Here is a 23,747-nt window from a genome sequence, read left to right on the forward strand (position 1 = left end):
AATGAAACCGCCGTATACGGAACCGTACGTACGGTGGTGTGAGAGGTCGGGGGTTAGTCACCCCCTCCTACTCGATTTTTCATAGACGGGCCAGCCAGTTTTTGCTACATTTAAAGTATTACTAAATCTGGAAAAGAAAGAATGAAAAAAATGAAACTATCATTGTATTTGAATGATTATGAAACGGAAAAATTATTTTCGTACCTGAGATGGCTGTTCCTCCTGGTTTCAGTCATGATTTTCTATGTCCCGCCGTTTTCAATAAACATTCCATCACAAACAGAGCTGTTTCCTTACCTGCTGACAGCAGGCTGTATTTATATGCTTGTAACGCAGATCGCTCTTTATCGGATGAGGGATAATAAAAAGAATCTTCACTGTGTTTTAAAAGCCGGCATCCTGTTTGATTACATTGCCCTTATTTGGCTGATGGCATTGTCAGGGGGAGTACATAGTCCGTTATATCCGATTTCAATTTTATTTGTCCTTCATGCCACCATTTACTGGAGGACAAAAGGGGCTTTCATCTCACTTTTATCATTCAATGCTGCATACATTGCCATGGGCTATATGACAGTTGACTTAAGCCTTTTTGAGCATTATTTCACGGTGATGATGAATGTTTTTTTCTCTGCATCATCGGTGTGTTCGGTGCATTGATCATGCTGAGGGAACGCTCCCATTTTGTTCAGAAAGAAACTTATCATTTTCTGATGCATCAGGACTATTTGTCGGGGTTATTCAATCACCGTTCCTTTCAGGAAAAGCTGAGGGAAAATGCAGCATCCGGAAAGTCATTCAGTTTACTTCTCGGAGATATTGATGATTTTAAGAAAGTGAATGATGAGTATGGACATCAAAAAGGGGACGAAGTGATCAAAGAAGTCGGTGATATACTGCGTGCTTTCTCATCCGATCATAAAGGACAGGCATTCCGGTATGGCGGTGAAGAATTTGCATTGCTGTTACCCCGTTTTGAAGAAGAACATCTGACCAGCTTCCTTGATAAATTATACGAGGAATTGAGAAATGCACGCTCGCTTCCGATTTCAATGAGTTTCGGCCAGGCGGGTTCTTTTGAGGAAAACGAACCCGGTAAACTTCTTTCGCTTGCAGACAAGCGGTTGTATAAAGCAAAGCAGTCCGGGAAGAAAAGGGTGTGCCTGGAAGGCGGAGGAATGTATTCCGGTGATTTGGACCATGTCATAAAAGAGGCAAAATAAAAGAGAAGGCAGATTGCCTTCTCTTTTATTTTAATACCTATTTTCTTATTAAATGAACATACCTGCAATCGCAGCACTCAATAATGATGCAAGAGCACCGGCGATTACCGCTTTAATTCCAAGACGTGCAATGTCGCCTCTGCGGTTTGGAGCAAGTTTACCAAGCCCCCCAAGCAAGATTCCCAATGAAGAAATGTTAGCGAATCCGCAAAGAGCGAATGAGATGATCGCAACTGTCTTGTCAGAAAGATCCTCAATTTGAGGAGCAAAAGCAGAGTATGCAACAAATTCGTTGATGACAAGCTTTTGACCGATGAAGTTACCGGCAGTAACTGCTTCACTCCAAGGGACACCGATTGCAAAGGCAAGCGGTGAGAACACGTAACCAAGGATCAATTCGATTGATAAGTTATCAGCACCGAACCAGCCGCCGATACCGCCAAGGATTCCATTAATCAGTGCGACCAATGCGATGAACGCAAGTAACATTGCACCGATGTTCAGTGCAAGAGTAAGTCCGACACTGGCACCGTTTGCTGCCGCATCAATGACGTTTGTAGACTCGGAATCCGCTTCCATATCGAATTCTGCGGGTTCAGGCGTATCATCCGTTTCTGGCACAAATAATTTTGCCATGACCAATCCGGCAGGCGCCGCCATGAAACTTGCTGCAAGCAGGAACTCAAGCGGTACACCGAGCAGTGAATAACCAATTAAAACGGAACCGGCAACAGATGCCAATCCTCCGGTCATGACCGCGAATAATTCTGATTCAGTCATCCTGGCAAGATACGGACGAACGACCAATGGTGCTTCAGTTTGACCAACAAAAATGTTTGCTGCAGCGGACATGGACTCGGCTTTTCTCGTGCCGAGAAGCTTTGATAGTCCGCCTCCCAAAATTTTAATGAAGAACTGCATCACTTTTAAATAGTAAAGTACAGAAATTAATGCTGAGAAGAAAATAACTACAGGAAGAACATTAAACGCAAAGACGAATGCGATATTTGACTTCTCTGAATATAATCCTCCGAACAGGAACTCTATCCCTTCGTTCGAATAGTTAATGATTTGATTGACTCCCATTGTCAGCCATTCTAAGCTATTTTGCCCCCAAGATGTTTTAAGGACGAGGAAAGCGAATAATAATTGAATCGCAAGTCCCCCAAGGACCGTCCTGAAATTGATTTTCTTTTTATTGGAAGAAAACAGGAAAGCGATTCCAAGTACGACCAAAATTCCAACAATACCCCATAAATACTGCATTCTTTTCACCTCATAATAATTAAGTAACAAACTTGATGCTTTCGGTTTTTTATTTTACAATTCTTTCAGAAGTCTGACAACCTACAATTACACGTTTTTTTCTAAGATGTACGGACAAGTTCCAAATTAGTATGCGCTATTACAGCGTTTTCATGAAAGGGGATACAAAAATGAAAATAAGAAAAAATTTTATGGAAGGTCTGGAACAAAAAGTATTTATACATGAAAATAAGAAAGAAGAACTGTTTTTGATTGCGATTCCCGACATCGAATGGTCTTATTTATTTACATATGAAGATGATGATATTCAGGAGAACATATTTCAATCATTGAAAAGGAGAGTTTCTGAGGAAAAAGCAGGGGTGATCGCCAGTCGGATATTGCAGTGGACGAGGGAGATGTGACTTGGGAATCACCCAGAAACGAAGGCAGCTGTTAATTCGTTATGGGGATGTGCTGTCCGGAATTCGGGGATTTCGAGATTATCTTTAATACGTTTTTGTGTGGAAGGTCATATTGTGTTAAATATGATCTTTTTTTGTGGTTTTTTAAAAAAACCTTTTTGAATATGGTTCTAATCATCATTTATGGGATTATTCCAAGCCAGTCCAGGGAGGATTTCAGTGATAACGGGGCCGCAGTCTCCTTAATTGTACCCTTAAATAAAATAATTGCGCCCCTTACAAAGGTAATTGCGCCACTCGTCAAATAAATCTCTATGCATTAGGTGAAACTGCCATTTACAGTCTGCACGATCCCTTACATGATCATCTAATAGACTCACGTCTCTGCCCCGGCCGTCTCCACTTTAGTATGATTCAGCTCCGGCAGCTAGAGGACACATTACTTAAGCCAAATCGGCCAAGAAGGCAAAGACCGCCTTCCCGTCTAATTCGCCTTAAGCCCCATGCCACTGCACATGAGTACTCCTCTTAAAGTATTGATTTCTGTATGAACAAAGAATATGATGAGAAGGGAAGAATGTCGAGAAAGGATTTTATGAATGAAAAAAGACTTTAAAGATGAGGTCCAGTCAAGACGGACCTTTGCTATCATATCTCACCCTGATGCAGGGAAAACAACGTTGACGGAACAGCTTTTGCTGTTCGGGGGAGCGATCCGTGCCGCCGGGACCGTCAAAGGGAAGAAATCAGGCAAGTTTGCAACATCGGACTGGATGGAAATCGAAAAGCAGAGGGGAATCTCGGTTACCTCCTCAGTAATGGCATTTGATTATGATGACTACCGGGTGAACATTCTGGATACACCCGGGCACCAGGATTTCTCTGAAGATACGTATCGGACATTGATGGCAGTCGACAGTGCAGTGATGATCATCGACTCCGCCAAAGGGATAGAAGCCCAGACCCTTAAGCTGTTCAAAGTCTGCCGTATGAGAGGGATTCCGATCTTCACCTTCATTAACAAGCTCGATCGTCAGGGACGTGAACCGCTTGAATTATTGGAAGAGCTCGAAGAAGTACTTGGAATCCAATCGTATCCTATGAACTGGCCGATCGGTATGGGGAAAGAGTTTCTTGGGATTTACGACCGTTTCCACAACCGGATTGAACAATTCCGTGTTGAAGACGAGGACCGCTTCATTCCTCTTAATGATGAAGGGGAAATCGCCGGTGAACACTCCCTAAAGGATAATAACCTTTATAATCAAACATTGGAAGATGTACTTCTCCTCAATGAGGCAGGAAACGACTTTTCCCGGGAGCAGATTGCGAGCGGTGAGCTTTCGCCTGTGTTCTTTGGAAGCGCACTGACGAACTTTGGGGTTCAGACTTTCCTTGAGACGTATCTACAATTTGCACCGTCGCCTCAGCCCAGAAATTCGGACATTGGGGAAGTGGATCCCGTGAATGAAGAGTTCTCAGGGTTCATCTTTAAGATCCAGGCTAATATGAATCCGGCCCACCGGGATCGAATTGCCTTCCTGCGCATTTGTTCCGGACAGTTTGAAAGAGGGATGTCGGTAAATCTCCCAAGGACCGGGAAAAATATTAAATTGGCTCAATCAACGCAGTTTCTTGCCGACGACCGCAGTACGGTGAATGAAGCAGTCAGCGGGGACATTATCGGAATTTACGATACAGGCACGTATCAAATCGGCGATACCCTTACCGCAGGGAAGAAACCATTCCAGTATGAAAAACTGCCGCAGTTTACACCTGAGCTATTTGTCCGGGTCACCGCAAAAAACGTTATGAAGCAGAAGCACTTCCAAAAAGGGATCCTGCAGCTCGTACAGGAAGGTGCTATCCAATACTATAAAACTAGAACCGAGGATGTCATTCTCGGAGCAGTCGGCCAGCTCCAGTTCGAAGTTTTCGAACACCGGATGAAAAATGAATACAATGTTGACGTCCGAATGGAGCCGATCGGTTCAAAAATCGCCAGATGGATCGAAAATGAGGAAGACGTTAAAGAAACAATGTCCAGCTCAAGAAGTATGCTGGTAAAAGACAGGCACGAAAATCTCGTCTTCTTGTTTGAAAACGACTTTGCCATGAGATGGTTCTCAGATAAGCATCCTGACATAAAGCTATACAGCCTGATGTAATAAAAAATCCTTCAAAGAGAAGTCTTTGAAGGGTTTTTTTTGCTTTCTAAGCTTAATCATTAGTAATGAATAGGTAAAAAGGTCTATGATGGAACCAGGACTATTTTTTGGAAATGGGGTTATCTATTGAATACTGGATGCGCTAATTGCCGTACCACTATGAATTTCTATGAAACTGGTTATCTTTATTTATTTCATGAGGAATGCGATATCAAACCGTTGAGAGAAGCACTACAAAAAGATGATCACACCTATGTTCTTCCATTTCATAATATAGAATCACTTTATGAGATTCTTGAGCCATATGCTCATATACTGGTAGAACAAGGATGGACATGCAGTATCTCGAGTTCTGATAAACCTGGTGAATATTATTCCGCAGAGGATTTCCTAAATAAAATGAAATACAGGGACATGATAGAACTGATCCAGAAAGGTGAATTCGTGAGTTACTTGCAGCCGATCATGGAGCTTGAGAGATATGAATTGTATGCGTATGAAAGTCTTCTCCGGAGTGCTGATCCTTCACGAAAGATAAATCCAGGGCAATTGTTCAAAGCTGCTGAATTAACCGGATTTCATTCCATGCTGGATCAGCGTGCAAGGAAGACGGCGATCGAAAGCAGGGTGGGCAATATTGAAAAAGGCGTTAAGAGCTTTATTAATTTTCTGCCATCGACCATATACAATCCTGAGTATTGCCTGAAACATACTTTCCAAATCGTTGATAAATACGGAGTGAACCCGGAGGATTTAGTTTTTGAAGTGGTAGAAACAGAGAAGATCGAGGATGTATCCCATCTGAAGTCCGTATTGGAAGTCTATAAACGTGAAGGAATGAAAGTGGCTCTGGACGATGTGGGGAGCGGGTTTGCCACAATTGAAATGCTCTCACTCCTGCAGCCCGATATTGTCAAAATCGATCGTACCTATATTTCAGGATGCGACAGGCATACTGATAAACAGCAATTTTTAAAAACAGTCATCCAAACTGCGCGGGAGTTGGGCATCTCCGTACTGGCTGAAGGAATTGAACGAAAAGAAGAGCTCGCATTCTGCAAAGAGGTCGGAGTCAACTATGGTCAGGGCTACCTGATCGGCAAGCCTGCTTTGGTCCCTGAAAAGCCGTTGATTTCCGCATTGTAAGCAATTTTTGTGGAAACTTCACTCCATGTCAATCGAGCATGGAGTTTTTTTATATTATCATATTGACTTCCCTTCACATCATGATAAAATAATAACTATAACCAATTACTTTAGTGCATAAAAGCTTAAAAGCGTTTAAGTGTGAAAATAAATAGTCAATGTCTTGGACAAATCAGTAGGAGCTCTTTTGACAGCAGCCAGAGACTAAGCGGAAGGTGGAAGCTTAGGTCAAAGATGATCTGAATTACAGTGTTCATAAAAGTCGTATCACTTTGACTTTTATAAAGAGGCAGTCTTTACGAAGCGGGAGTTCATGATCTTACTTTGAGATTGAACTCCAACTAGGGTGGTACCGCGGAGAAACTCTTCGTCCCTATATGAGGGATAGAAGGGTTTTTTCTATTTTCTGCACATGCTAAAGCTAACCATGACGACACAAATATAAAAGGAAGTGACAACAAGTGTTAAACATCAAACCTGTACAAAATCCCAGATTAATCGAGGCAATTGCTATTTTAATGATCATACTAGCTATTATCAGTTTCAGCATCATCCGTTTGGAAGCAGTACCGCACATCCCGATCATCATTTCTTTATTCATTCTCATGGTGTACGGGTTCATTCGCGGTTTGAAGTTTAAGGATATTGAAGAAGGGATGATTCTCGGTGCGCAAGGTGGACTGGGAGCCGTATTGTTATTCATTTTCATTGGCCTTCTGATCAGCAGCTGGCTGATCAGCGGAACCATTCCAACCTTGATGTTCCATGGATTTGACCTGGTTTCACCGCAGTTTTTTTACGCGGTCGCTTTCCTGCTGACTTCTTTAAGCGGAGTGATGATCGGCAGCTCTCTGACAACAGCTGCGACCATCGGGGTAGCTCTCATCGGAATTGGTGAAGCGATGGGGTTGTCCATGGCAGTTACTGCAGGGGCAATCGTATCAGGTGCATTTTTCGGGGACAAGATGTCTCCGCTGTCTGATACGACAAACCTTGCATCTTCCATTGTAAAAGTGGATCTGTTTACCCACATCCGAAATATGGCGTGGACGACCATTCCAGCATTCATCATTACCCTTGCCGTGTTTCTATTTTTATCACCGGGGAAGCAGCAGGTTGACTTTGCGGAATTGCAGGCAATCCAAAATGGATTGAGTCAGTCGGGTCTCATTCATTGGTACAGTTTCATCCCTGTCATACTGTTATTGCTGCTTATTGCATTTAAGGTCCCTGCCCTGCTTGCACTTGCGATAAACGTCGCAGTGTCAGTATCCATTTCATTCATTCATTCTTCAATGGGACTCAAAGACATTTTTTCAGTGCTGTTCTCTGGCTTCACATCAAAAACCGGAGTGGAAGCCGTCGATTCGCTGTTGACCCGGGGAGGGGTGGAAAGCATGATGTTCACCATTTCTTTAGTCATTCTTTCGTTGAGTCTGGGAGGTCTGCTATTCAAGCTGGGGATCATTCCTGTCATTCTTTCTAAATTGTCAGGGGTAATCGGATCAGCAAGACGTACCATTTTTGCTGCGGCTCTTTCTGCAATCGGAGTGAATGTGGTCGTTGGTGAACAGTATCTGTCCATTTTGTTGACCGGAGAAGCCTTTCAGAATCAATTCAAGAAACTCGGCCTTCATCCGAAGAATTTATCCAGGACCCTGGAAGATGCCGGGACCGTCGTTAACCCTTTAGTTCCATGGAGTGTGTGTGGAATTTTTCTGACAGATGTCCTTGGTGTATCTACCATTGAATACCTTCCGTTTGCCGTATTCTGCATCGTCTCCCCTCTGATTACCATTCTGTATGGGTTTACGGGGTGGACAATAAAACGGGAAAATACAAAAATAAAACCTGCAACTAACCAATAACGAAAGAAAAAAGACTGTTTTCCATCCGATTGGCCAGGTTTCTTGGTTAATCATGATGGGGCAGTCTTTTTTGTGCTGATTTTGGATAGACCTTAAAGTATCGGCTGTATACATGCCTGCCTGTCTGAATCAGAAGTAAGTGAAATGCAGGAAGCAGGAATATATAAACGGGTGCCTTTAGGAACAGAATTCCCTGATTCACCATTGCTATCTCAATGAATGATAAAAAGGCGACAGTCATTATGGTGAATGAAAGTTCGGTGTTCCGAAAATAAATGACAAGTGTATAAAGATAAGTGGTGAAAAATAGATAGACAAAATTCCCGGTAATATTATTTCTCGCTTCCTCTGGGAACGCATAGATCGGCAATTCATACAAACTCAATAAAGAGGAAAAAAACCAGCCTCCCGATTGAGCCAGGGTCAGCATGGCAAAGAACAGGGTGGTAAAGTTGATGTAGCGTGACCTGTTGTTATCCATGTGTTTCCACCATATCTTTGAAAGTATTACAGTCAGTATCAGAAAAAATGTAGTGAAAATAGTCCTCCACCAAATATGGACATACACATCCAGATATATGAACAGCGTTTCAATCAAGAAAAAAAGACCAATAATAAGGATGATCCACCTGATTCTTAAATGTGTTACAACGACAAATGTAATGGCCACTGGTACGGCGAAGGCTTGTGAAACGAGAGAACCCAGCACACTGTCGTTATATTCATTGGCAAGAATTCCGGGATCATACTCATAGCTTTTGAACAGAACAAAAATGATGAACTCAAATAAAAAAGCAAGCCCGCAGATAAAGAGCCAAAAGATTACAATCATATGGGATTTATCACGGTTTTTTAAAACGGTATAGGCCATAAGGAAGATACTAAAAACGGTGATGGCTGCAAACGGAATCCAGTTTGGCATTATTATACTCCCTCATTAAAGGATAAGTTTATCGTTCGCAAAAACGCCTGAAATTATTTATTTGGTGACCAATGTGTGAACATTTGAACGGCAGGACGGTTTAATATTGAAGGTTCATCAGGAAGGACTTATAGTAAAGCTAGCTGCAATTTATTCCCTGTGTGATAGGAATGCCAGAGATTTGGTATAAAAGTACATAGATAAAAATGATGAACTAAATAGAAGTAAACCTAGAAAGGGGAGAAGCATCATTGAAGATCAGTGATTTTTCCATACGCCGTCCAGTATTTACGGTTGTCACGATGTTATTAATTTTGATATTAGGGGGAGTCTCCCTATTCAGAATTCCTTTAAAGCTCATTCCAGATCTGAATCCCCCAGTAGGGGTCGTAGTGACCAATTATCCGGGAGCAAGCCCCGAAGAGGTCGTGGAGAAAGTTACAAAACCATTGGAAGAAAACCTATCCACACTTCCTGGAATGAAAAATATCCAGTCCACTTCCAGGGAAGGTTCCAACTTCATTCTCCTAGAATTTTCATGGACGACCTCCATCGACGAAATTGAAAATGACGTACTCCAGCGAATCGATCAATCTCCTCTGCCGGACGGAGCACAGCAGCCCAGATTCTTGAAATTCGACCCGGCCCAGTTTCCCATCATCCAGGTATCACTGAGAGAAGAAGGGGAAGGGAATAATTTAAAGGCACTGGCAGAAAAACTAAAGTTGGAACTGACCAGGGTCGAAGGCGTTGCCAATGTAAATGTTTCAGGTTCCTTTAACGATGAAGTGGTCATTGAACTAGATCAAGAGTCATTAAAGAAGTATCAATTGAAGCAGTCTGATATCGTCAATGCAGTAAGGGCGAACAATATCACTTCACCGGGCGATACCATCGAAACAGATGGCCAGACATTGACGACAAGGGTCATCAATCAAATGCAGAATATCGATGACATAAAAAAGCTTGTTTTAGGAGTGAACCCTCAAACAGGCAAGAATATTACATTAAAAGAAGTAGCAACTGTGGAACGCAAGGAACAGAGTACCAATACCTCCACCCGGGCAAATCAGGAGCCTGCCGTCCTATTCAGCGTTCTTCAGCAGTCAGATGCCAATACAGCTTCTGTTTCCAAAGCGTTTCAAGAAGAATTAGACAGGCTGCTGAAACAGGATCAATATAAATCCATAAAATCCAACATTTTATTTGATCAAGGTGACTATATTTCTGAAGCAATTGGCAACATTACCAGTTCACTATTGATTGGCGGAGCTTTTGCCATGCTCGTGCTATTTTTATTCCTCAGAAATATAAAAAGCCCATTAATCATAGGGGTTGCAATTCCTTACTCAGTCATTGTCACGTTTGTCCTCATGTTCTTTGCGGATTTCACACTGAACATTATGACACTTGGCGCACTTGCACTCGGTATCGGAATGCTTGTGGATAATGCAATTGTGGTGATTGAAAATATATACAGACATTTATCTCTAGGGAAAGATTCCCGGACTGCAGCAAGTGAAGGTGCAAAGGAAGTCGGGGCAGCCATTACAGCATCAACCTTAACGACGGTTGCGGTTTTTCTTCCGGTCGTATTCATTTCAGGATTGCTGGGGGAATTATTCACTGAATTTGCCCTGACCATATCATTCAGCTTGATTGCTTCTTTGGTGGTTGCCCTGACAGTAATCCCGATGCTCGCGAGCAGGCTGTTGAAGAAACCAAAAGGAAATCTTGAAGCAAGGCGCAGGCGTTCAAAGACCCGCAAACGTTTCATTCAAAGCATCAAATGGTCTCTGCGCCACAGGTTCGTTATTTTATTTATCACTATTGCCACCCTTGCAGCCGGAGGCTATGGACTGACTACTGTCGGTACTCAATTTCTGCCTCCGACCGACGAAGGATTTTTCAATATGAAAGTCGAGCTTGAAAACGGCTCCTCCATAAACGAGACGAATAAAACAGTTAAGGCAATTGAAGCGAATCTGGAAAAGCAAAAAGATGTTGATGTATTTGTCAGCCTTGTCGGCACAACTCAGGAAGAATCATTCAGGGGTTCCGAAAAAGGAAATATAGCAGAAATATACGTAAAGATGAAACCTCTTGAAGAAAGAGAACGATCCATCTTTGCATTTGCAGATGACATTAAACCTGAGATAGAAAAAGCTGCCCGGAGCGTGAATGAATCAGCTGAGATTTCTTTCAATCTGCAATCCACTTCGGGTACCAGTCCGCAAACTTTGACCTTTAATGTCCGTGACACTGATCCAAACAGGCTTGATAAATCTGCAGACCGCCTGTTCGATTCACTGAAGGATATGAAAAACGTAACAGCTCTCAGTACGGATAAGATGGAGACGGTGAAAGAAATTCAAATGAGCGTCGATGAAGACAAGGCATTAAAACAAGGTCTTACACCAGCTCAAATCGGAGCGGCAGTCCAGGATATCACAAGAGGGGTGATGGCCACCCAAATCGTGACGAAGGATTCGGATGTACTTAGTGTATTTGTACAGTATGACCGCAATATAACCGAGAATCTGGATTCATTAAAAAAACTGCTGATCCCTAATGGAAGAGGGGAGTATATTGCACTCGATTCGGTTGTGGATTTCAGCATAGAAGATGGACCGGTCAGCATCCAGCGAATCGATCAGCAGCATGCTGTCCAATTCGATCTGAAATATTCATCAGCGACCAATCTTGGAACCATTTCCAAAGAAGTGGATGAAAAGATAGAAAAGCTTGATCTTCCTGACGGCACACAAGTTTCATTCAGCGGGGATAGAGAGCTTCTTGAAGACTCGATTGACGATATGGCTCTTGCACTTGGACTGGCCATTGTTCTTGTATACTTGGTGATGGCCGCGCAATTTGAGTCATTTAAATATCCATTTGTGATCATGTTCACTGTACCGTTAATGGTGATTGGTGTTTCCCTTGCCCTTACCATGACCAAAACGCCGATCAGCATATCAGCTATCATCGGTGTGATCGTCTTGGCTGGTATCGTAGTAAATAATGCCATTGTCATTGTAGATTACATCAACCAGCGGAAAGAAACCGCCGCTAACAGCTTTGAGGCGATCGTCGAAGCTGTACAGGATCGTACAAGGCCGATATTGATGACTGCCCTGACGACCATCCTTGGCCTGCTTCCTTTGGCTCTCGGAATAGGAGAGGGGACAGAGATCAATCAGCCGATGGGTATTGCAGTGATAGGGGGTCTGGTCAGCAGTACTTTGTTGACTATCTACGTCATTCCTGTCGTTTACAGTTTCTTTGACAAAGAAACCAGACGGATGAAAAGAAAAAAGACAACCTTTAAATATTAAGTGAAGTTCACCCTGATCCCGGGCTTAGAATGTTCGGTGGAAAGGGTGAACTTATTTTTTTCGTAGCACTCGTATAAGAAGGAAACTAACCACAAGAATGAATCAGCGTAATAATTGGGAGGAGAATGGTAAAAATAAATGGAGATACATCTATAGGAGGATTCTCAAGATGTTACATTCCCTTTATCTACATAACAACCGATTAATTAATATATTTAAGCGATACATGTTGATTATTGAATCAAAGATTTCACTCAATAACAGTGGATATTCATGAAGAAGACCATCACGAAAACAGAAGGGATCCTCTGGAGTATTGCACTTCCGGGGTTTCCTCAATTATTGGTCGGCCTGTGGTTTAAGGGAACTCTGTTTGTCCTTCTTGAGATCATTATCAATGTACAAAGCAACTTCAATCAGGCAATCATGTTCAGTTTTCTGGGAGAAACACAAAAGGCTGCAAATGTGATTGATTATCAGTGGTTGATGTTTTATCCTTGTCTTTATATGTTTGCCATGTGGGATGCGTATAAAATCTCCGTGGTAAAAGAAGAAGAGTATGCGTACCTGCCATTTGTACTATCTGCTTACTTTGTCACCGTGGGTCTGATGCTTTCGCCTAAAGTATATTTGTTGGGGCGGTTCATAGGTCCAATTTTCTTTCCGATGATGTGTGTCATACCCGGTTTATTCATCGGTCTTGCACTGCGCTCCGTCTTACTCAGGTTCAGGTGAGGCATATTTCTTTACGCTGTTCTAGAAATGAAATAAAATGTATATATTAAAACATACGTTTTCTACCTGTCAAAGGGGAGTAGCTATAGGCTTCGGCCTAAACAAAGTCGTCATTTCATGGATATCTCCATCGGCTTTGTTGGCATTTTGAACAATGCTAAGCAAGACCTTTGCCTTTATTGGGCAAGGGTCTTTTTTATTTTATGAAATTCCTTGCCTAACTTGAAAACAATTTACTAACAGGGGGGATCTTACGAACATGGACGCGTCTATGCTTTTGGAATATGGATGGGTACTGCTTATCCTGGTAGGTCTTGAAGGCATCCTGGCTGCCGATAACGCTGTTGTAATGGCTGTAATGGTTAAGCATTTACCTGCAGATCAACGGAAAAAAGCCTTGTTTTATGGATTATTTGGAGCATTCTTATTTAGGTTCCTTGCCCTTTTCATGATTTCATTCCTGGTAGATGTCTGGCAGGTACAGGCGATCGGGGCAATATACCTTTTCTATGTGGCCATTCATCATTTTATTAAAAAGAAAAAAGAGACGGGTGCAGTCGAAGGCGAATCCTTTAATGCAAAGGGTTCAGGATTCTGGACAACGGTTTTAAAGGTGGAACTTGCCGATATTGCATTTGCTGTCGACTCTATGCTGGCCGCAGTCGCTCTTGCCGTGACCCTTCAGCCGGCAGGCTGGTTTAAAATCGGGGGAATCGACGGCGGACAGTTCGCTGTCATGTTTCTTGGCGGTATAATCGGTCTGGTCATCATGAGATTTGCTGCAACCTGGTTTGTTAAATTGCTGGAAAAATATCCGACATTGGAATCCACTGCCTTCTTGATTGTCGGATGGGTCGGAGTGAAGCTCGCAGTGTTCACTCTCGCTCACCCGGAAGTTGCAGTACTGGACCGTCACTTTCCGGAATCGAAAGGCTGGAAAGCAGTTTTCTGGAGTGTCCTCATTCTGCTTGCTGCCGGGGGATATTTACTTTCAAAAAGCAAAGCGAAGAAAACAGAATTAAAGGAAACTGAGTAATAATATAAAGCCGGTGCCGTGATTTTACTGCTGCACCGGCTTTTTGTTTTGCACATTTTCACAGGGTTTTCTTTAAGGTATCGTAAAGAAGAATGAATTTTTCCCCGTGCAACCCCCTTAAAAAATTTTTTCATCACGTAATTCTTGTAATAGAGCGATCGCTTACAAAAAATTTCAGAGGTGCTACATATGACAAAACAAAAACAATTAAAAATCATGAAATCTACACTGGCTGTATTGCTTGCAGGATCAGTTACTTTCTCAGGGACTTCAGCATTTGCAAATTCAGATAGTGAAGTTGATACTGTGTCTATCGACCAGAAAGAAACGGATTCGAAGACAAATGTACAAGTGAACGATGAGGCGACAATCGATTCAGTAAAAGAAGAAGTTGAGAAATTAGAAGAATCCACTGAAGCTCCATCTTTATTACCTGGTGATTTCTTCTATTTCGCAAAGCTCGCTTTGGAAAAAGTAAAGCTTGCTTTCACAATGGACGATAGCAAAGAAGCGAAACTACTTGCAGAATACGCAGCCGAGCGTTTGGCTGAAGCAGAAGCATTGTTCCAGAATGGACAGGAGCAAGAAGCAGTCGAGGCAATCAACAAAGCAATCGACATGATGAATTCATTTGAAGACAAATGGTCAGAAGAAGATGCTTCAGGAGAAGATACGGTTTCAGAAGACAAAGATGACGCTGCGGAAGATGAGGCTTCAACTGAAGAAGAACCCCCTTCCGAAGACACTGACCAGCCTTCCGAAGAGGAAGATAACACTGAAGACACAGAAGGAACGGTTGAGTCAGAAGAAGATACAACAGACGAAAGCAGTAAAACAGAAGAAAACACAACAGAAGACAAAGATACAGAAGAAATGAAAGAACTCATGTCCCAAAATATCGCAGCTTTAAGTGCAGCAATGGAAAAAGTGAAAAACCCTAAAGCAAAAGCCGCGTTACAGAAGAATATTGAAAAGAGCTATGAAAAATTAGCTGAGAAGCTTGCCAAGTTCGAAGATAAATGGGCAAAAGAAGAAGAGGCAGAGGAAACAGCCGACGAAGAAACGGATGTAACTTCAGAAGAAACAACAGAAACACCTAAAGCAGATACTTCAGAAGAACCAACTGGTGAAACTACTGAAGAAGAACAACCAGTTGAAGAAGAAGTTGCTCCAGCACCAGCACCAGTGAAGACAGATAAAAATGCAGTGAAAGAAGAGCGTAAAGCTGTCAAGCAGGAAGCGAAAGAAGAACGTGAAGAAAGAAAGCAGCAGAAAAAAGAGAATCGCGAAACGTTGAAAGAAGAAAGAAAGCAAGTGAATGAAGGCCGTAAAGAAGAAAGAGGCCAGAGTGAAAATCATAAAAATAAAGGTCAAGGACATGAAAAGAACGACCATGAAAAAGGGCAGGGTCAAAAAGGGAACGGACATAACTAATTTTGCGGCTGTTAAAAAAGGATGAAACATCTTGAAGGGTAAAAAGGTTTAATCCATCAGTCTGAAGGGGGAACTTCAGCACTATTTACCAGATTCCAAGCAAGTCGGGAAATGTCAATCAAAGCATGATCTGGTGAAAAAGGGGCTTGGAGGCCCCCTTCCTCTCATTTTTCATTGAAAAATGGCAGCTTATTAGTATAATAGTGTGCAGGATGGGGTGAGACTGATGCTAAATTTATTACTATTTATACTAACGAAGAAAATGAAGAAGCCTTCACTTGAAGATCTGGCAATTGACATTCAAGAGGGTGACGAGAAGCTGCTTAATCTGGTCATTAATGATTATAAGCCATTTATAAAAAAAACCGTTTCCTCAGTTTGCAAGCGGTATATTTATGAAAGCGATGATGAATTTAGCATCGGTCTTATTGCATTTCATGATGCCATCTATAAATATAATAACGAACGTGGTTCTTCCTTTATCAGTTTTGCAGAAGTGATCATCAAGAGAAAAGTGATCGATTACATCAGAAAAAACGGCAGGGCTGAGAATGTCAGTATTGATAAGAAACTTATCGAAGATGAGGAAAACGCATCAGGATTGACCATCGAACAGGTAGTATCGGTCGAGGAATACGAAAAGCAGGAGGACAGCCTGAAAAGAAGAGAAGAGATAATGGAATTTCAGGACCAGCTTTCTCAATATAACTTATCGTTTACAGATCTTGTTGAGCAATCTCCGAAACATGAAGATGCGAGAATCAATGCGATTGAAATTGCAAGAATAGTCGTCACGTCGAAAGAATTAATGAATTACCTCATAGAAAAAAAGCGTTTACCTATTAAAAAACTAGAAAAACAGGTGAATGTAAGCAGAAAAACAATCGAGAGAAATAGAAAGTACATAATTGCCATTTCTCTGATTATGATTGGAGATTATGTGTATTTAAAGGATTACTTAAAAGGGCGGTTAGATATATGAAAAAAGGGATCATTATGGAAATTAGACGTGATGTGCTCATTATGATGACGCCTGATGGACAATTTATGAATGGAAAGAAGCCCTCAAACGAGCACTTTACAGTAGGCGAAGAGATAACTTTTTTTCCTGAAAAAGAAGAACGAAGATTTATTTCCGGTTTTAACTGGAAGTCAGCTGCAGCCATCTTGACAGCAGCAATCCTTATGATTACGCTCTTCTCTGCATCATTCATTCAAACCAATAAAGCATATGCCTATGTATCAGTTGATATCAACCCAAGCCTTGAGCTTTCTATAAATAAGGAAAACCAGGTGATTGACTTAACCCCGTACAATGAAGATGCGAAGATATTAATTGAGAAATTAGAGGATTGGAATAAAGAAGATGTCAGTGAAGTAACTGAGGAAATACTCATTCTGAGTGAAAAGCTTGGTTATTTAAAAAAAGACCAAAATGTGTGGATCACGTCCACCATAACAGACTCATCAGAAAGCAGTAAACATTCAGCATTACTTAAAGACTTGAATACTTTCGTTAAGCAATATAACAATTTGCACGGCAATGAAATCATCATGAATGAAACGTCCAAGGACATTCGGGATAAAGCGATAAAGAAAGGAATAACGGCAGGTGCCTTTCTAAAAGAATCTGTTAAATCCGAAAAAACAAATCCTGTTAAACCTGCCGGGGTCACTCCTGAGGAAAGTGAGAAGGAAAAGGAGAAAAGTGCAGACTCCAACACTTCTCAAGTTGAAAAAGAACCTCAATCTGCTGAAAGCAAAAAGAATGCGCATGGTGGCTCAGAACAAAAACATGAAGGTGAGACGGATTCAAGCAGCAGTAACGGGAAAGAAAAAAGTCAAGAGAATAAAAACAATGAGAATAAAAGCAATGAGAGAAACAAGCATTTTGAACCGGATCATCCTTCTCAGAAGAATGAATCTGAATCGGGGAACAGTTCTAACAATGGCAATGGAGGAAAATCTGAAAATCGCATGAAAAATAAAAGCGATGATAATGGTCATTCTAAACGGGAAAATGGAAAAGATCAGCGAGATCAGTCATCTCACAAAAGGGAAAAGCAGAATAAAGATAAAAATAACCGATAAATGTAAACACTATAAAGGAAGGCTCATCAGCATTAAGATGAGCCTTCCTTTATTCTATTATGTAAATCCGGCCGGTGAACCGGCCGGTTAAGCCATATTATTTAGTTTGACCGCCTGAAAGCTGGGATTGAGCCTGCTTTACAAGACGCTTTGTAATTTCCCCTCCAACTGAACCGTTAGAACGGGAGACAGTGTCAGAACCAAGTGTCACGCCAAATTCCTGAGCAATTTCATATTTCACTTGATCAAGATACTGCTCGACACCAGGAACTAATAACTTGTTGCTGCTTCTAGCCATAATGAATGACCTCCTTTTTTGAAAAACGTGAAGCTTATTTGCTTCCGTACAAGTAGTATTCGTAAAGGATTAGTAAGTGATGAGTGGTAATTTTTATTCGGATTGGATAGTGGTGCGGACAGTTGGTTTTAAGCTTCCTTGATATATGTAAGAATAAAATAGAAGAAATCTGCTTTTTTTCTTTCTTTCCATGTCCATTTTATTTAAGATAGATAAAGTACATATTATTATTGCTTTGAAAGGGAAGTCCATTATGTGGTTATCATTACGTTCGAAACTGAATAAGTTGACGCCGGCTCAAGTGATTGTCAGCTATTATCTGCTTGCAGTTACGGTTGCGACATTATTGCTTAGTATGCCCGTCGCCCACAAGCCAGGGGTGGAGTGGAAGTTCATAGATGCTTTATTCACTTCTGTCAGTGCAGTCAGTGTCACAGGACTGAGTGTCGTAAGTACAGCCGACACGTTCAGTACCACGGGAATCTTCCTGCTGATATTCGTCCTTCAGTTCGGGGGAATCGGTGTCATGGCAGTCGGGACGTTTTTTTGGCTGCTTGTTGGAAAGAAAATCGGCTTAAAAGAACGCCAATTGATCATGACAGATCAAAACCAAACAAATTTATCCGGCCTGGTCAATCTTTTGAAGCAGATACTGCTTTTGATTATCATCATTGAAATTATCGGAGGTCTTACTCTCGGTGTGTATTTTATGAGCTATTATCCCACGTGGCAGGAAGCCTTTATGCAAGGATTATTTGCATCGGTGAGTGCCACCACGAATGCAGGCTTCGATATCACCGGCCAGTCGCTGATTCCATTTAGGCATGATTATTTCGTTCAGTTCATCACAATCATCCTCATTACGATGGGTGCCATCGGTTTTCCAGTGTTGATTGAGACAAAGGACTACTTAATGAATAATAAGAAAAGCAAGCATCATTTTTCACTTTTTACAAAGGTAACGACGTTGACGTTTGGATGTTTGTTAGTGTTTGGAACATTGATGATCCTCATTCTTGAGTACAATCATTTCTTCAGCGGAATGGTCTGGCATGAATCGTTCTTTTATGCATTTTTTCAATCGGCTTCTACCCGAAGCGGTGGGCTTGCGACGATGAATGTTTCAGAATTCTCTACAGCGACGTTACTCGTTTTAAGCGGGTTGATGTTCATAGGTGCTTCCCCAAGTTCAGTGGGGGGCGGGATAAGGACTACTACATTTGCGCTCAACCTTTTATTCCTGTTTCATTTCTCAAGGGGAAATCAAACCATTAAGATTTTCAGAAGGGAAATTCATGAGCAAGATATCATAAAATCCCTTGTTGTGACGATTCTAGCGACCTTTATGTGTTTTCTATCCATCGTCATCCTAACCATGACGGAAAGGCACTCACTAGTCGAGATCATCTTTGAAGTTGCATCTGCGTTTGGTACTTGTGGTTTATCACTGGGGATTACTTCAGAATTGAGCACGATAGGAAAATGCGTCATCATGATCCTGATGTTCATCGGCCGTGTCGGAATCCTCTCCTTCCTCTTCATGATAGGTGGAAAGGAGAAGAAGGCAAACTTTCATTACCCTAAAGAGAGGGTAATCATCGGATAAATAAAACGGTGCCTGAATTTTGGCACCGTTTTTTATTTCTGATGTAAATCTCGAACGGCTATTTTAAAACAGAATAGGGCACGTCAAAAATGATCCACAATCCAATTATCACTGGAAGGGAGGCGGCCCATGCTAGCAATGGACGCTTATGATGTATGATGAGCATCGCAAACATCAAAAGGTTGAATGCGATGTCCCAACCAAAATGCCAGCCATTGTGGTAAGTCATAATGCCGGCATAATGAGATAATCCCTCGGTTATCCCGAAGATGAATGTCCAAAACAGCACCCAAAGGACCGTTTTGGTAAATGTGTCTGGAAGTCTTCCGATAAAGATGGCCACCGTGGCTGTATATTGGATGATCATCTTCAGCAGAGCGATAAAGGTATGGTTTAGTTTTAAATAGTGAGCAAGAGGATCGGCAGGCTGGAATTCCCACATTGAATAATCGAAAAGAAGAAATTGTGAAAGTAAATCCCCAATGATAAAAAATAGCAATGTCGGGTAAAAAGATTGAAACTCCTTCCAATTGCCGAATTTCCATCCTGCCAGTGCATATACGAGTAAAAATAGTAAGATCATTTTATTTCCTCATTCTATTTTTTTTTAGTCTTTGGTAATCGTGTTCATTTATTCATGTTCCTTGGTTATTGTTTCTAAAACAGTTTCCTGGATGAGCATATATATAAGTGGGAAAAGTAATGATTAAAGGAGATGATCAACCATGGCTAAACGAAAAGCACAGCATGATGCAGCTGAGAAAAATAATAAGACACCATTGAAGAATAAACAGGAAACTGAATTTGCTGCCGATTATACACATGGCGAGGATGCCATAAAAGGTAAGAATAGAAACTCAGCAAAAGGTAAAGAAGGCAGAAGCTGATGAAGAATAAAAAAGACACCGTTCGAGAAGAATTCGGTCAGGAGTTTGGAGATGTCAATGCAGCGAAGCTGATTGAAGCTTCATTAAAAGAAAACAAGCAGCATAAAGAAGATAAGAAAAAGTGCTAAGCGTCGTCGCTTAGCACTTTTTTATTATATTGAATATTCCCTATCAAATAAAAACAATGAAGAGCGGCCGTCAGCAGGCTCATAGTAAGCAAGTACGTACTGATTGCTGCCATCTGGAGAAACAATCCTCTCGAGCAGTGTATGTTTGTAGATTTCTTTTTCCGAAAGGTTCAATCCTATAAATTCTTCCCCGGCAATTTGAGGCGATCGCAAGAGTTCCTGGTAAACAGATGAACGATCTTCTTTTGTCATTTCATGATCCCACCAGGCCTTGCGAGGTTTATACTTTTGATTTCGTAAATAATCAAGTTTCATAAGTCCTTCGATCACGCTCATATCATGCTTTTCTTGAGAAGAAAGGAATTCGTATAATCTCTTGTACAGATCCTCAAGCTGGTGACCGATCCTGGACCAGCCGCGGCTTTCCCAATAAGAACCGAATTGCTGGAAGAAATCAAACGGAGTTTCGAAACAATTTGTAACCAGGTGCTCGATTGTTTGATCCATCCTATGGTCATTCCAATACTTTTCCAATACATCTTCCACTTGTTTGATCTTCAGGATATCATCAAAAGATAAAACATTGTTTCCGAGTATCTCGTAAGGGGAGTGATCCATGTAAATGTATTGATGATCGTTTGCCCGAATACGCAGACCGGTACCCCTCAGCATTTTTAAGAAACCTAACTGCAATTCTTCAGGGCGAAGTTCGAATACATCATTGAAGGTTTTACGGAAAGAATGATAATCTTCTTCAGGAAGACCGGCAATCAAATCCAGATGCTGATCAATTTTTCCCCCGTCCTTTACCATGGTTACAGTTCGCGTGAGCTTTTTATAATTTTGTTTCCTCATGACCAGATCGTTGGTTTCATCGTTTGTAGACTGAACCCCGATTTCAAACCTGAATAATCCAGGAGGTGCTTCCTTATTGAGGAATTCAATGACTTCCGGCCGCATGATATCCGCCGTGATTTCAAATTGAAAGACTGTTCCGGGTAAATGTTCATCGATCAGGAATTGGAACATTTCCATTGCATAACTTCTGCTTATATTAAATGTCCTATCCACAAATTTAATTGTTTTTGCACCATTTTTCATTAAGAAGCGGATATCTTCCTTTACCTTTTCACGATCAAAATATCTGACTCCGACCTCTATTGATGAAAGGCAGAACTGGCAGCGGAATGGACAGCCCCTGCTCGTTTCGATATATGTGACTCTTTTTGAGAGCTGAGATAGATCTTCTTCAAACCTGAAAGGTGAAGGGACGTCCCTAAGGTCGATTTTATTCTGCTGTGGTTTAATAACAGGCTTGCCATTGTCTAAGTAGGCGATGCCATGAACCTTGGACCAGTCTTCACCTCCGTGCAGTTCATCAAGGAACTGTTTGAAGGTTTCTTCGCCTTCACCAAGGGCAATGAAGTCCACTTCCCCGTCCAATCGGTCAAGCCAGTAAGGCACATCATAAGTGACTTCCGGCCCTCCAAGAACAATCTTCACATCAGGGAGAATCTTTCTAATCACCTGGATGACTTTAATCGTCTCTTCGATGTTCCAGATATAACAGCTGAATCCGATGACATCCGGTTGTTTTGAAAAAAGATCGGTCGCTATATTCAAAATCGGGTCCTTAATCGTATATTCAGCCAATTCTGCATCATAATCGGGTTCTATATATGCTTTCAGGCAGCGAATGGCGAGATTGGTATGGATATATTTCGCGTTTAACGTACTTAATACGACTTTCTTCATTGAGAATAACTCCTTTATTACTTCTTAGATCAACGTTTCATGTCTGATGTATGCCAACTCTGTCAGAAATGATCCGAAGAACCGCTCTACCCATTTTATCCGAGGGAGCGAAAAAGCTCAATATTTGTCTAAAAGTAATTCGGATTTATTGTATGAATAAGAAGGATTTCAGAGAATAGTTCCGAATTATATAGAGTAGAATTAATAAACAAGACAAAAACTGCAATCCATTTATAAAAAAGGACTGACCCATGAGGTCAGCCTTTTATCGGTGTAGAGATATTATCTTGTTTTCATCTCTCTTTTCGAGAGTAACTTTTGAAGCTTGGTAGATTTCAACTCAATGATTGGCTGTGTTATCGAAGTCAAAAGCTTTGTGGAAAAAATGCTCGTCAATATTAGAGAAACGGCCAGGAACAATAACAGGCTTGCCGTTGGATTGATTGAGTCCTTTATATCACTTACCCTGAACAATCGGATGATAAAACCGTGAAGCAGATACACGTAAAGTGTATTTCTTCCCCAATTCGTAAAGAATTGCTCTTTGCTTGGTACAAAAGCATAGAAGCTGAATATCATTACAAAATTGAGGGCGTACACAATGGCCCTTACTCCTAAGCTGATGATGTCGTTCCATTCGAAATCTCCATAAGGCTTTGATCCAAGCAGCCATTTATCAGAAAACTCCGGTACGAAATACATTCCCAAGAATACAAGTAGAATGATGATTCCTGCAGAGATGCGGGCTTTGCTTGTTTTGAAATATTCGAAGTGCTCTTTTTTCATATAGTACCCCAGCAGGAAGAACGGAAAGAATACAAATGTCCTGGACAGACTCAGATAGTTAGAGACTTCATCAACAAAGCCGACCAGCAGTCCGAGTACAATGGCTGCAGTCAATCCCATTGCGGGTTTGAACTTGAACCATTTAATGAACACGTAGAGAAGGACGTTCCAGCAGAACAGGCTGATCAGGAACCACAACGACCAATGAGGATTCAAAGGGTCGAGTTCAAATGTCGATTTGTCATACAGGAAATAATAATAGATGGTATAGATGAGCTGAAACAGGATATAAGGAAGTATCAGCTTCTTAGCAAGCTTTCCGATATATCCTTTCTTGTAGAAACCTTTTGCGAACAGACCTGCAACTAAAATGAAGGCAGGCATGTGAAACGTGTAGATGGTTTTGTAAAGCGAGAGTACAAAAGGATCGCTCTCGATGTATGAACGGATAAGATGTCCGAACACCACTAAAAAGATCAAAATGAATTTAGCATTGTCAAAATATGAATCACGTTGTTTCATAAAATCATCACCGTCTTTTTGTCTAATATGCGCTAATAAAATTTCTACCCTAGGATACAACGTGTAAAACCTGAATTTCACTGTTAATTATCACCATCTGGAAACGGTACTATTCAATCTCTATGGTAAGTTAAGCC

Annotated in this window: 21 protein-coding genes and 1 riboswitch; of the genes, 15 read left to right on the forward strand and 6 right to left on the reverse strand. The window is 41.4% G+C overall.

Going from position 1 to position 23,747, the window contains the following annotated elements:
- Window positions 1–141 precede the first annotated feature (141 nt).
- Both ACKA06_RS02175 and ACKA06_RS02180 read left to right on the forward strand, forming a co-directional pair.
- Entirely contained in the window at window positions 142–660 is a 519-nt protein-coding gene (locus ACKA06_RS02175; RefSeq protein ID WP_411158958.1) for a hypothetical protein, read from the forward strand.
- 2 nt (window positions 661–662) lie between these two features.
- Window positions 663–1,223, forward strand: a complete 561-nt coding sequence (locus ACKA06_RS02180; RefSeq protein ID WP_411158959.1) for a GGDEF domain-containing protein — start codon at window positions 663–665, stop codon at window positions 1,221–1,223.
- A gap of 48 nt (window positions 1,224–1,271) precedes the next feature.
- Here the strand turns inward: ACKA06_RS02180 and ACKA06_RS02185 are convergent, their stop codons facing one another.
- Window positions 1,272–2,489 carry a NupC/NupG family nucleoside CNT transporter gene (locus tag ACKA06_RS02185; protein WP_198259528.1) on the reverse strand — a complete coding sequence of 406 codons (1,218 nt, stop codon included), beginning with the start codon at window positions 2,487–2,489 and terminating at the stop codon, window positions 1,272–1,274.
- Between the two features lie 170 nt (window positions 2,490–2,659).
- Here ACKA06_RS02185 and ACKA06_RS02190 point away from each other — a divergent pair, with 170 nt between their 5' ends.
- From ACKA06_RS02190 to nhaC, 4 genes are all read left to right on the forward strand, one after another.
- Complete coding sequence (locus ACKA06_RS02190) at window positions 2,660–2,893, forward strand: YueH family protein (protein WP_198259527.1); 234 nt, start codon at window positions 2,660–2,662, stop codon at window positions 2,891–2,893.
- Window positions 2,894–3,492: 599 nt separating this feature from the next.
- Complete coding sequence (locus ACKA06_RS02195; RefSeq protein WP_032089093.1) at window positions 3,493–5,061, forward strand: peptide chain release factor 3; 1,569 nt, start codon at window positions 3,493–3,495, stop codon at window positions 5,059–5,061.
- A 126-nt stretch (window positions 5,062–5,187) separates the two neighbouring features.
- Window positions 5,188–6,207: an EAL domain-containing protein gene (locus ACKA06_RS02200; protein ID WP_318293674.1), complete on the forward strand. Its 1,020-nt coding sequence runs from the start codon at window positions 5,188–5,190 to the stop codon at window positions 6,205–6,207.
- A gap of 461 nt (window positions 6,208–6,668) precedes the next feature.
- Window positions 6,669–8,075 (forward strand): Na+/H+ antiporter NhaC, encoded by a 1,407-nt coding sequence (nhaC, locus tag ACKA06_RS02205; RefSeq protein ID WP_074439987.1) that lies wholly within the window; start codon window positions 6,669–6,671, stop codon window positions 8,073–8,075.
- A gap of 46 nt (window positions 8,076–8,121) precedes the next feature.
- Here nhaC and ACKA06_RS02210 read toward each other — a convergent pair whose 3' ends face one another.
- The gene (locus ACKA06_RS02210; RefSeq protein ID WP_214873936.1) at window positions 8,122–8,997 is read right to left on the reverse strand and encodes a hypothetical protein; all 876 of its coding nucleotides are present in this window, start codon (window positions 8,995–8,997) and stop codon (window positions 8,122–8,124) included.
- Window positions 8,998–9,248: 251 nt separating this feature from the next.
- Between ACKA06_RS02210 and ACKA06_RS02215 the strand changes: the two genes are divergently transcribed.
- The 6 genes from ACKA06_RS02215 (at window position 9,249) to ACKA06_RS02240 (ending at window position 17,628) form a co-directional block, all read left to right on the forward strand.
- Entirely contained in the window at window positions 9,249–12,332 is a 3,084-nt protein-coding gene (locus tag ACKA06_RS02215; RefSeq protein WP_411158960.1) for an efflux RND transporter permease subunit, read from the forward strand.
- Between the two features lie 273 nt (window positions 12,333–12,605).
- Window positions 12,606–13,067 carry a hypothetical protein gene (locus ACKA06_RS02220; protein ID WP_411158961.1) on the forward strand — a complete coding sequence of 154 codons (462 nt, stop codon included), beginning with the start codon at window positions 12,606–12,608 and terminating at the stop codon, window positions 13,065–13,067.
- Between the two features lie 62 nt (window positions 13,068–13,129).
- Window positions 13,130–13,281, forward strand: a riboswitch (yybP-ykoY riboswitch).
- 45 nt (window positions 13,282–13,326) lie between these two features.
- Window positions 13,327–14,103 (forward strand): TerC family protein, encoded by a 777-nt coding sequence (locus ACKA06_RS02225; RefSeq protein WP_032089088.1) that lies wholly within the window; start codon window positions 13,327–13,329, stop codon window positions 14,101–14,103.
- Between the two features lie 189 nt (window positions 14,104–14,292).
- Window positions 14,293–15,537, forward strand: a complete 1,245-nt coding sequence (locus ACKA06_RS02230; protein WP_214873940.1) for a DUF5667 domain-containing protein — start codon at window positions 14,293–14,295, stop codon at window positions 15,535–15,537.
- 226 nt (window positions 15,538–15,763) lie between these two features.
- Window positions 15,764–16,519 carry an RNA polymerase sigma factor SigI gene (gene sigI / locus ACKA06_RS02235; RefSeq protein ID WP_198259522.1) on the forward strand — a complete coding sequence of 252 codons (756 nt, stop codon included), beginning with the start codon at window positions 15,764–15,766 and terminating at the stop codon, window positions 16,517–16,519.
- Window positions 16,520–16,533: 14 nt separating this feature from the next.
- Window positions 16,534–17,628 carry an anti-sigma factor domain-containing protein gene (locus ACKA06_RS02240; RefSeq protein WP_411158962.1) on the forward strand — a complete coding sequence of 365 codons (1,095 nt, stop codon included), beginning with the start codon at window positions 16,534–16,536 and terminating at the stop codon, window positions 17,626–17,628.
- A 97-nt stretch (window positions 17,629–17,725) separates the two neighbouring features.
- Here the strand turns inward: ACKA06_RS02240 and ACKA06_RS02245 are convergent, their stop codons facing one another.
- The gene (locus tag ACKA06_RS02245) at window positions 17,726–17,926 is read right to left on the reverse strand and encodes an alpha/beta-type small acid-soluble spore protein (protein WP_032089084.1); all 201 of its coding nucleotides are present in this window, start codon (window positions 17,924–17,926) and stop codon (window positions 17,726–17,728) included.
- Window positions 17,927–18,179: 253 nt separating this feature from the next.
- Here ACKA06_RS02245 and ACKA06_RS02250 point away from each other — a divergent pair, with 253 nt between their 5' ends.
- Window positions 18,180–19,532, forward strand: coding sequence for a TrkH family potassium uptake protein (locus ACKA06_RS02250; RefSeq protein ID WP_197671429.1), 1,353 nt, complete (start codon window positions 18,180–18,182; stop codon window positions 19,530–19,532).
- A gap of 58 nt (window positions 19,533–19,590) precedes the next feature.
- Here ACKA06_RS02250 and ACKA06_RS02255 read toward each other — a convergent pair whose 3' ends face one another.
- Window positions 19,591–20,115 (reverse strand): hypothetical protein, encoded by a 525-nt coding sequence (locus ACKA06_RS02255; protein ID WP_411158963.1) that lies wholly within the window; start codon window positions 20,113–20,115, stop codon window positions 19,591–19,593.
- A 142-nt stretch (window positions 20,116–20,257) separates the two neighbouring features.
- Here ACKA06_RS02255 and ACKA06_RS02260 point away from each other — a divergent pair, with 142 nt between their 5' ends.
- Both ACKA06_RS02260 and ACKA06_RS02265 read left to right on the forward strand, forming a co-directional pair.
- On the forward strand, window positions 20,258–20,419 hold the full coding sequence (locus ACKA06_RS02260; protein ID WP_032089081.1) for a hypothetical protein: 162 nt from the start codon (window positions 20,258–20,260) through the stop codon (window positions 20,417–20,419).
- A complete protein-coding gene (locus tag ACKA06_RS02265) occupies window positions 20,419–20,547 on the forward strand; it encodes a hypothetical protein (RefSeq protein WP_269751571.1) in 129 nt (42 codons plus the stop codon). Before ACKA06_RS02260 ends, ACKA06_RS02265 begins: the two co-directional genes overlap by 1 nt.
- 24 nt (window positions 20,548–20,571) lie before the next feature.
- Here the strand turns inward: ACKA06_RS02265 and ACKA06_RS02270 are convergent, their stop codons facing one another.
- Complete coding sequence (locus ACKA06_RS02270) at window positions 20,572–22,302, reverse strand: B12-binding domain-containing radical SAM protein (RefSeq protein WP_032089080.1); 1,731 nt, start codon at window positions 22,300–22,302, stop codon at window positions 20,572–20,574.
- Between the two features lie 282 nt (window positions 22,303–22,584).
- Window positions 22,585–23,610 carry an acyltransferase family protein gene (locus tag ACKA06_RS02275; RefSeq protein ID WP_032089079.1) on the reverse strand — a complete coding sequence of 342 codons (1,026 nt, stop codon included), beginning with the start codon at window positions 23,608–23,610 and terminating at the stop codon, window positions 22,585–22,587.
- Window positions 23,611–23,747: the final 137 nt, after the last annotated feature.

Origin of the sequence: Rossellomorea oryzaecorticis (genome assembly GCF_045897515.1) — a bacterium.
Taxonomy (GTDB): Bacteria; Bacillota; Bacilli; order Bacillales; family Bacillaceae_B; genus Rossellomorea; species Rossellomorea enclensis.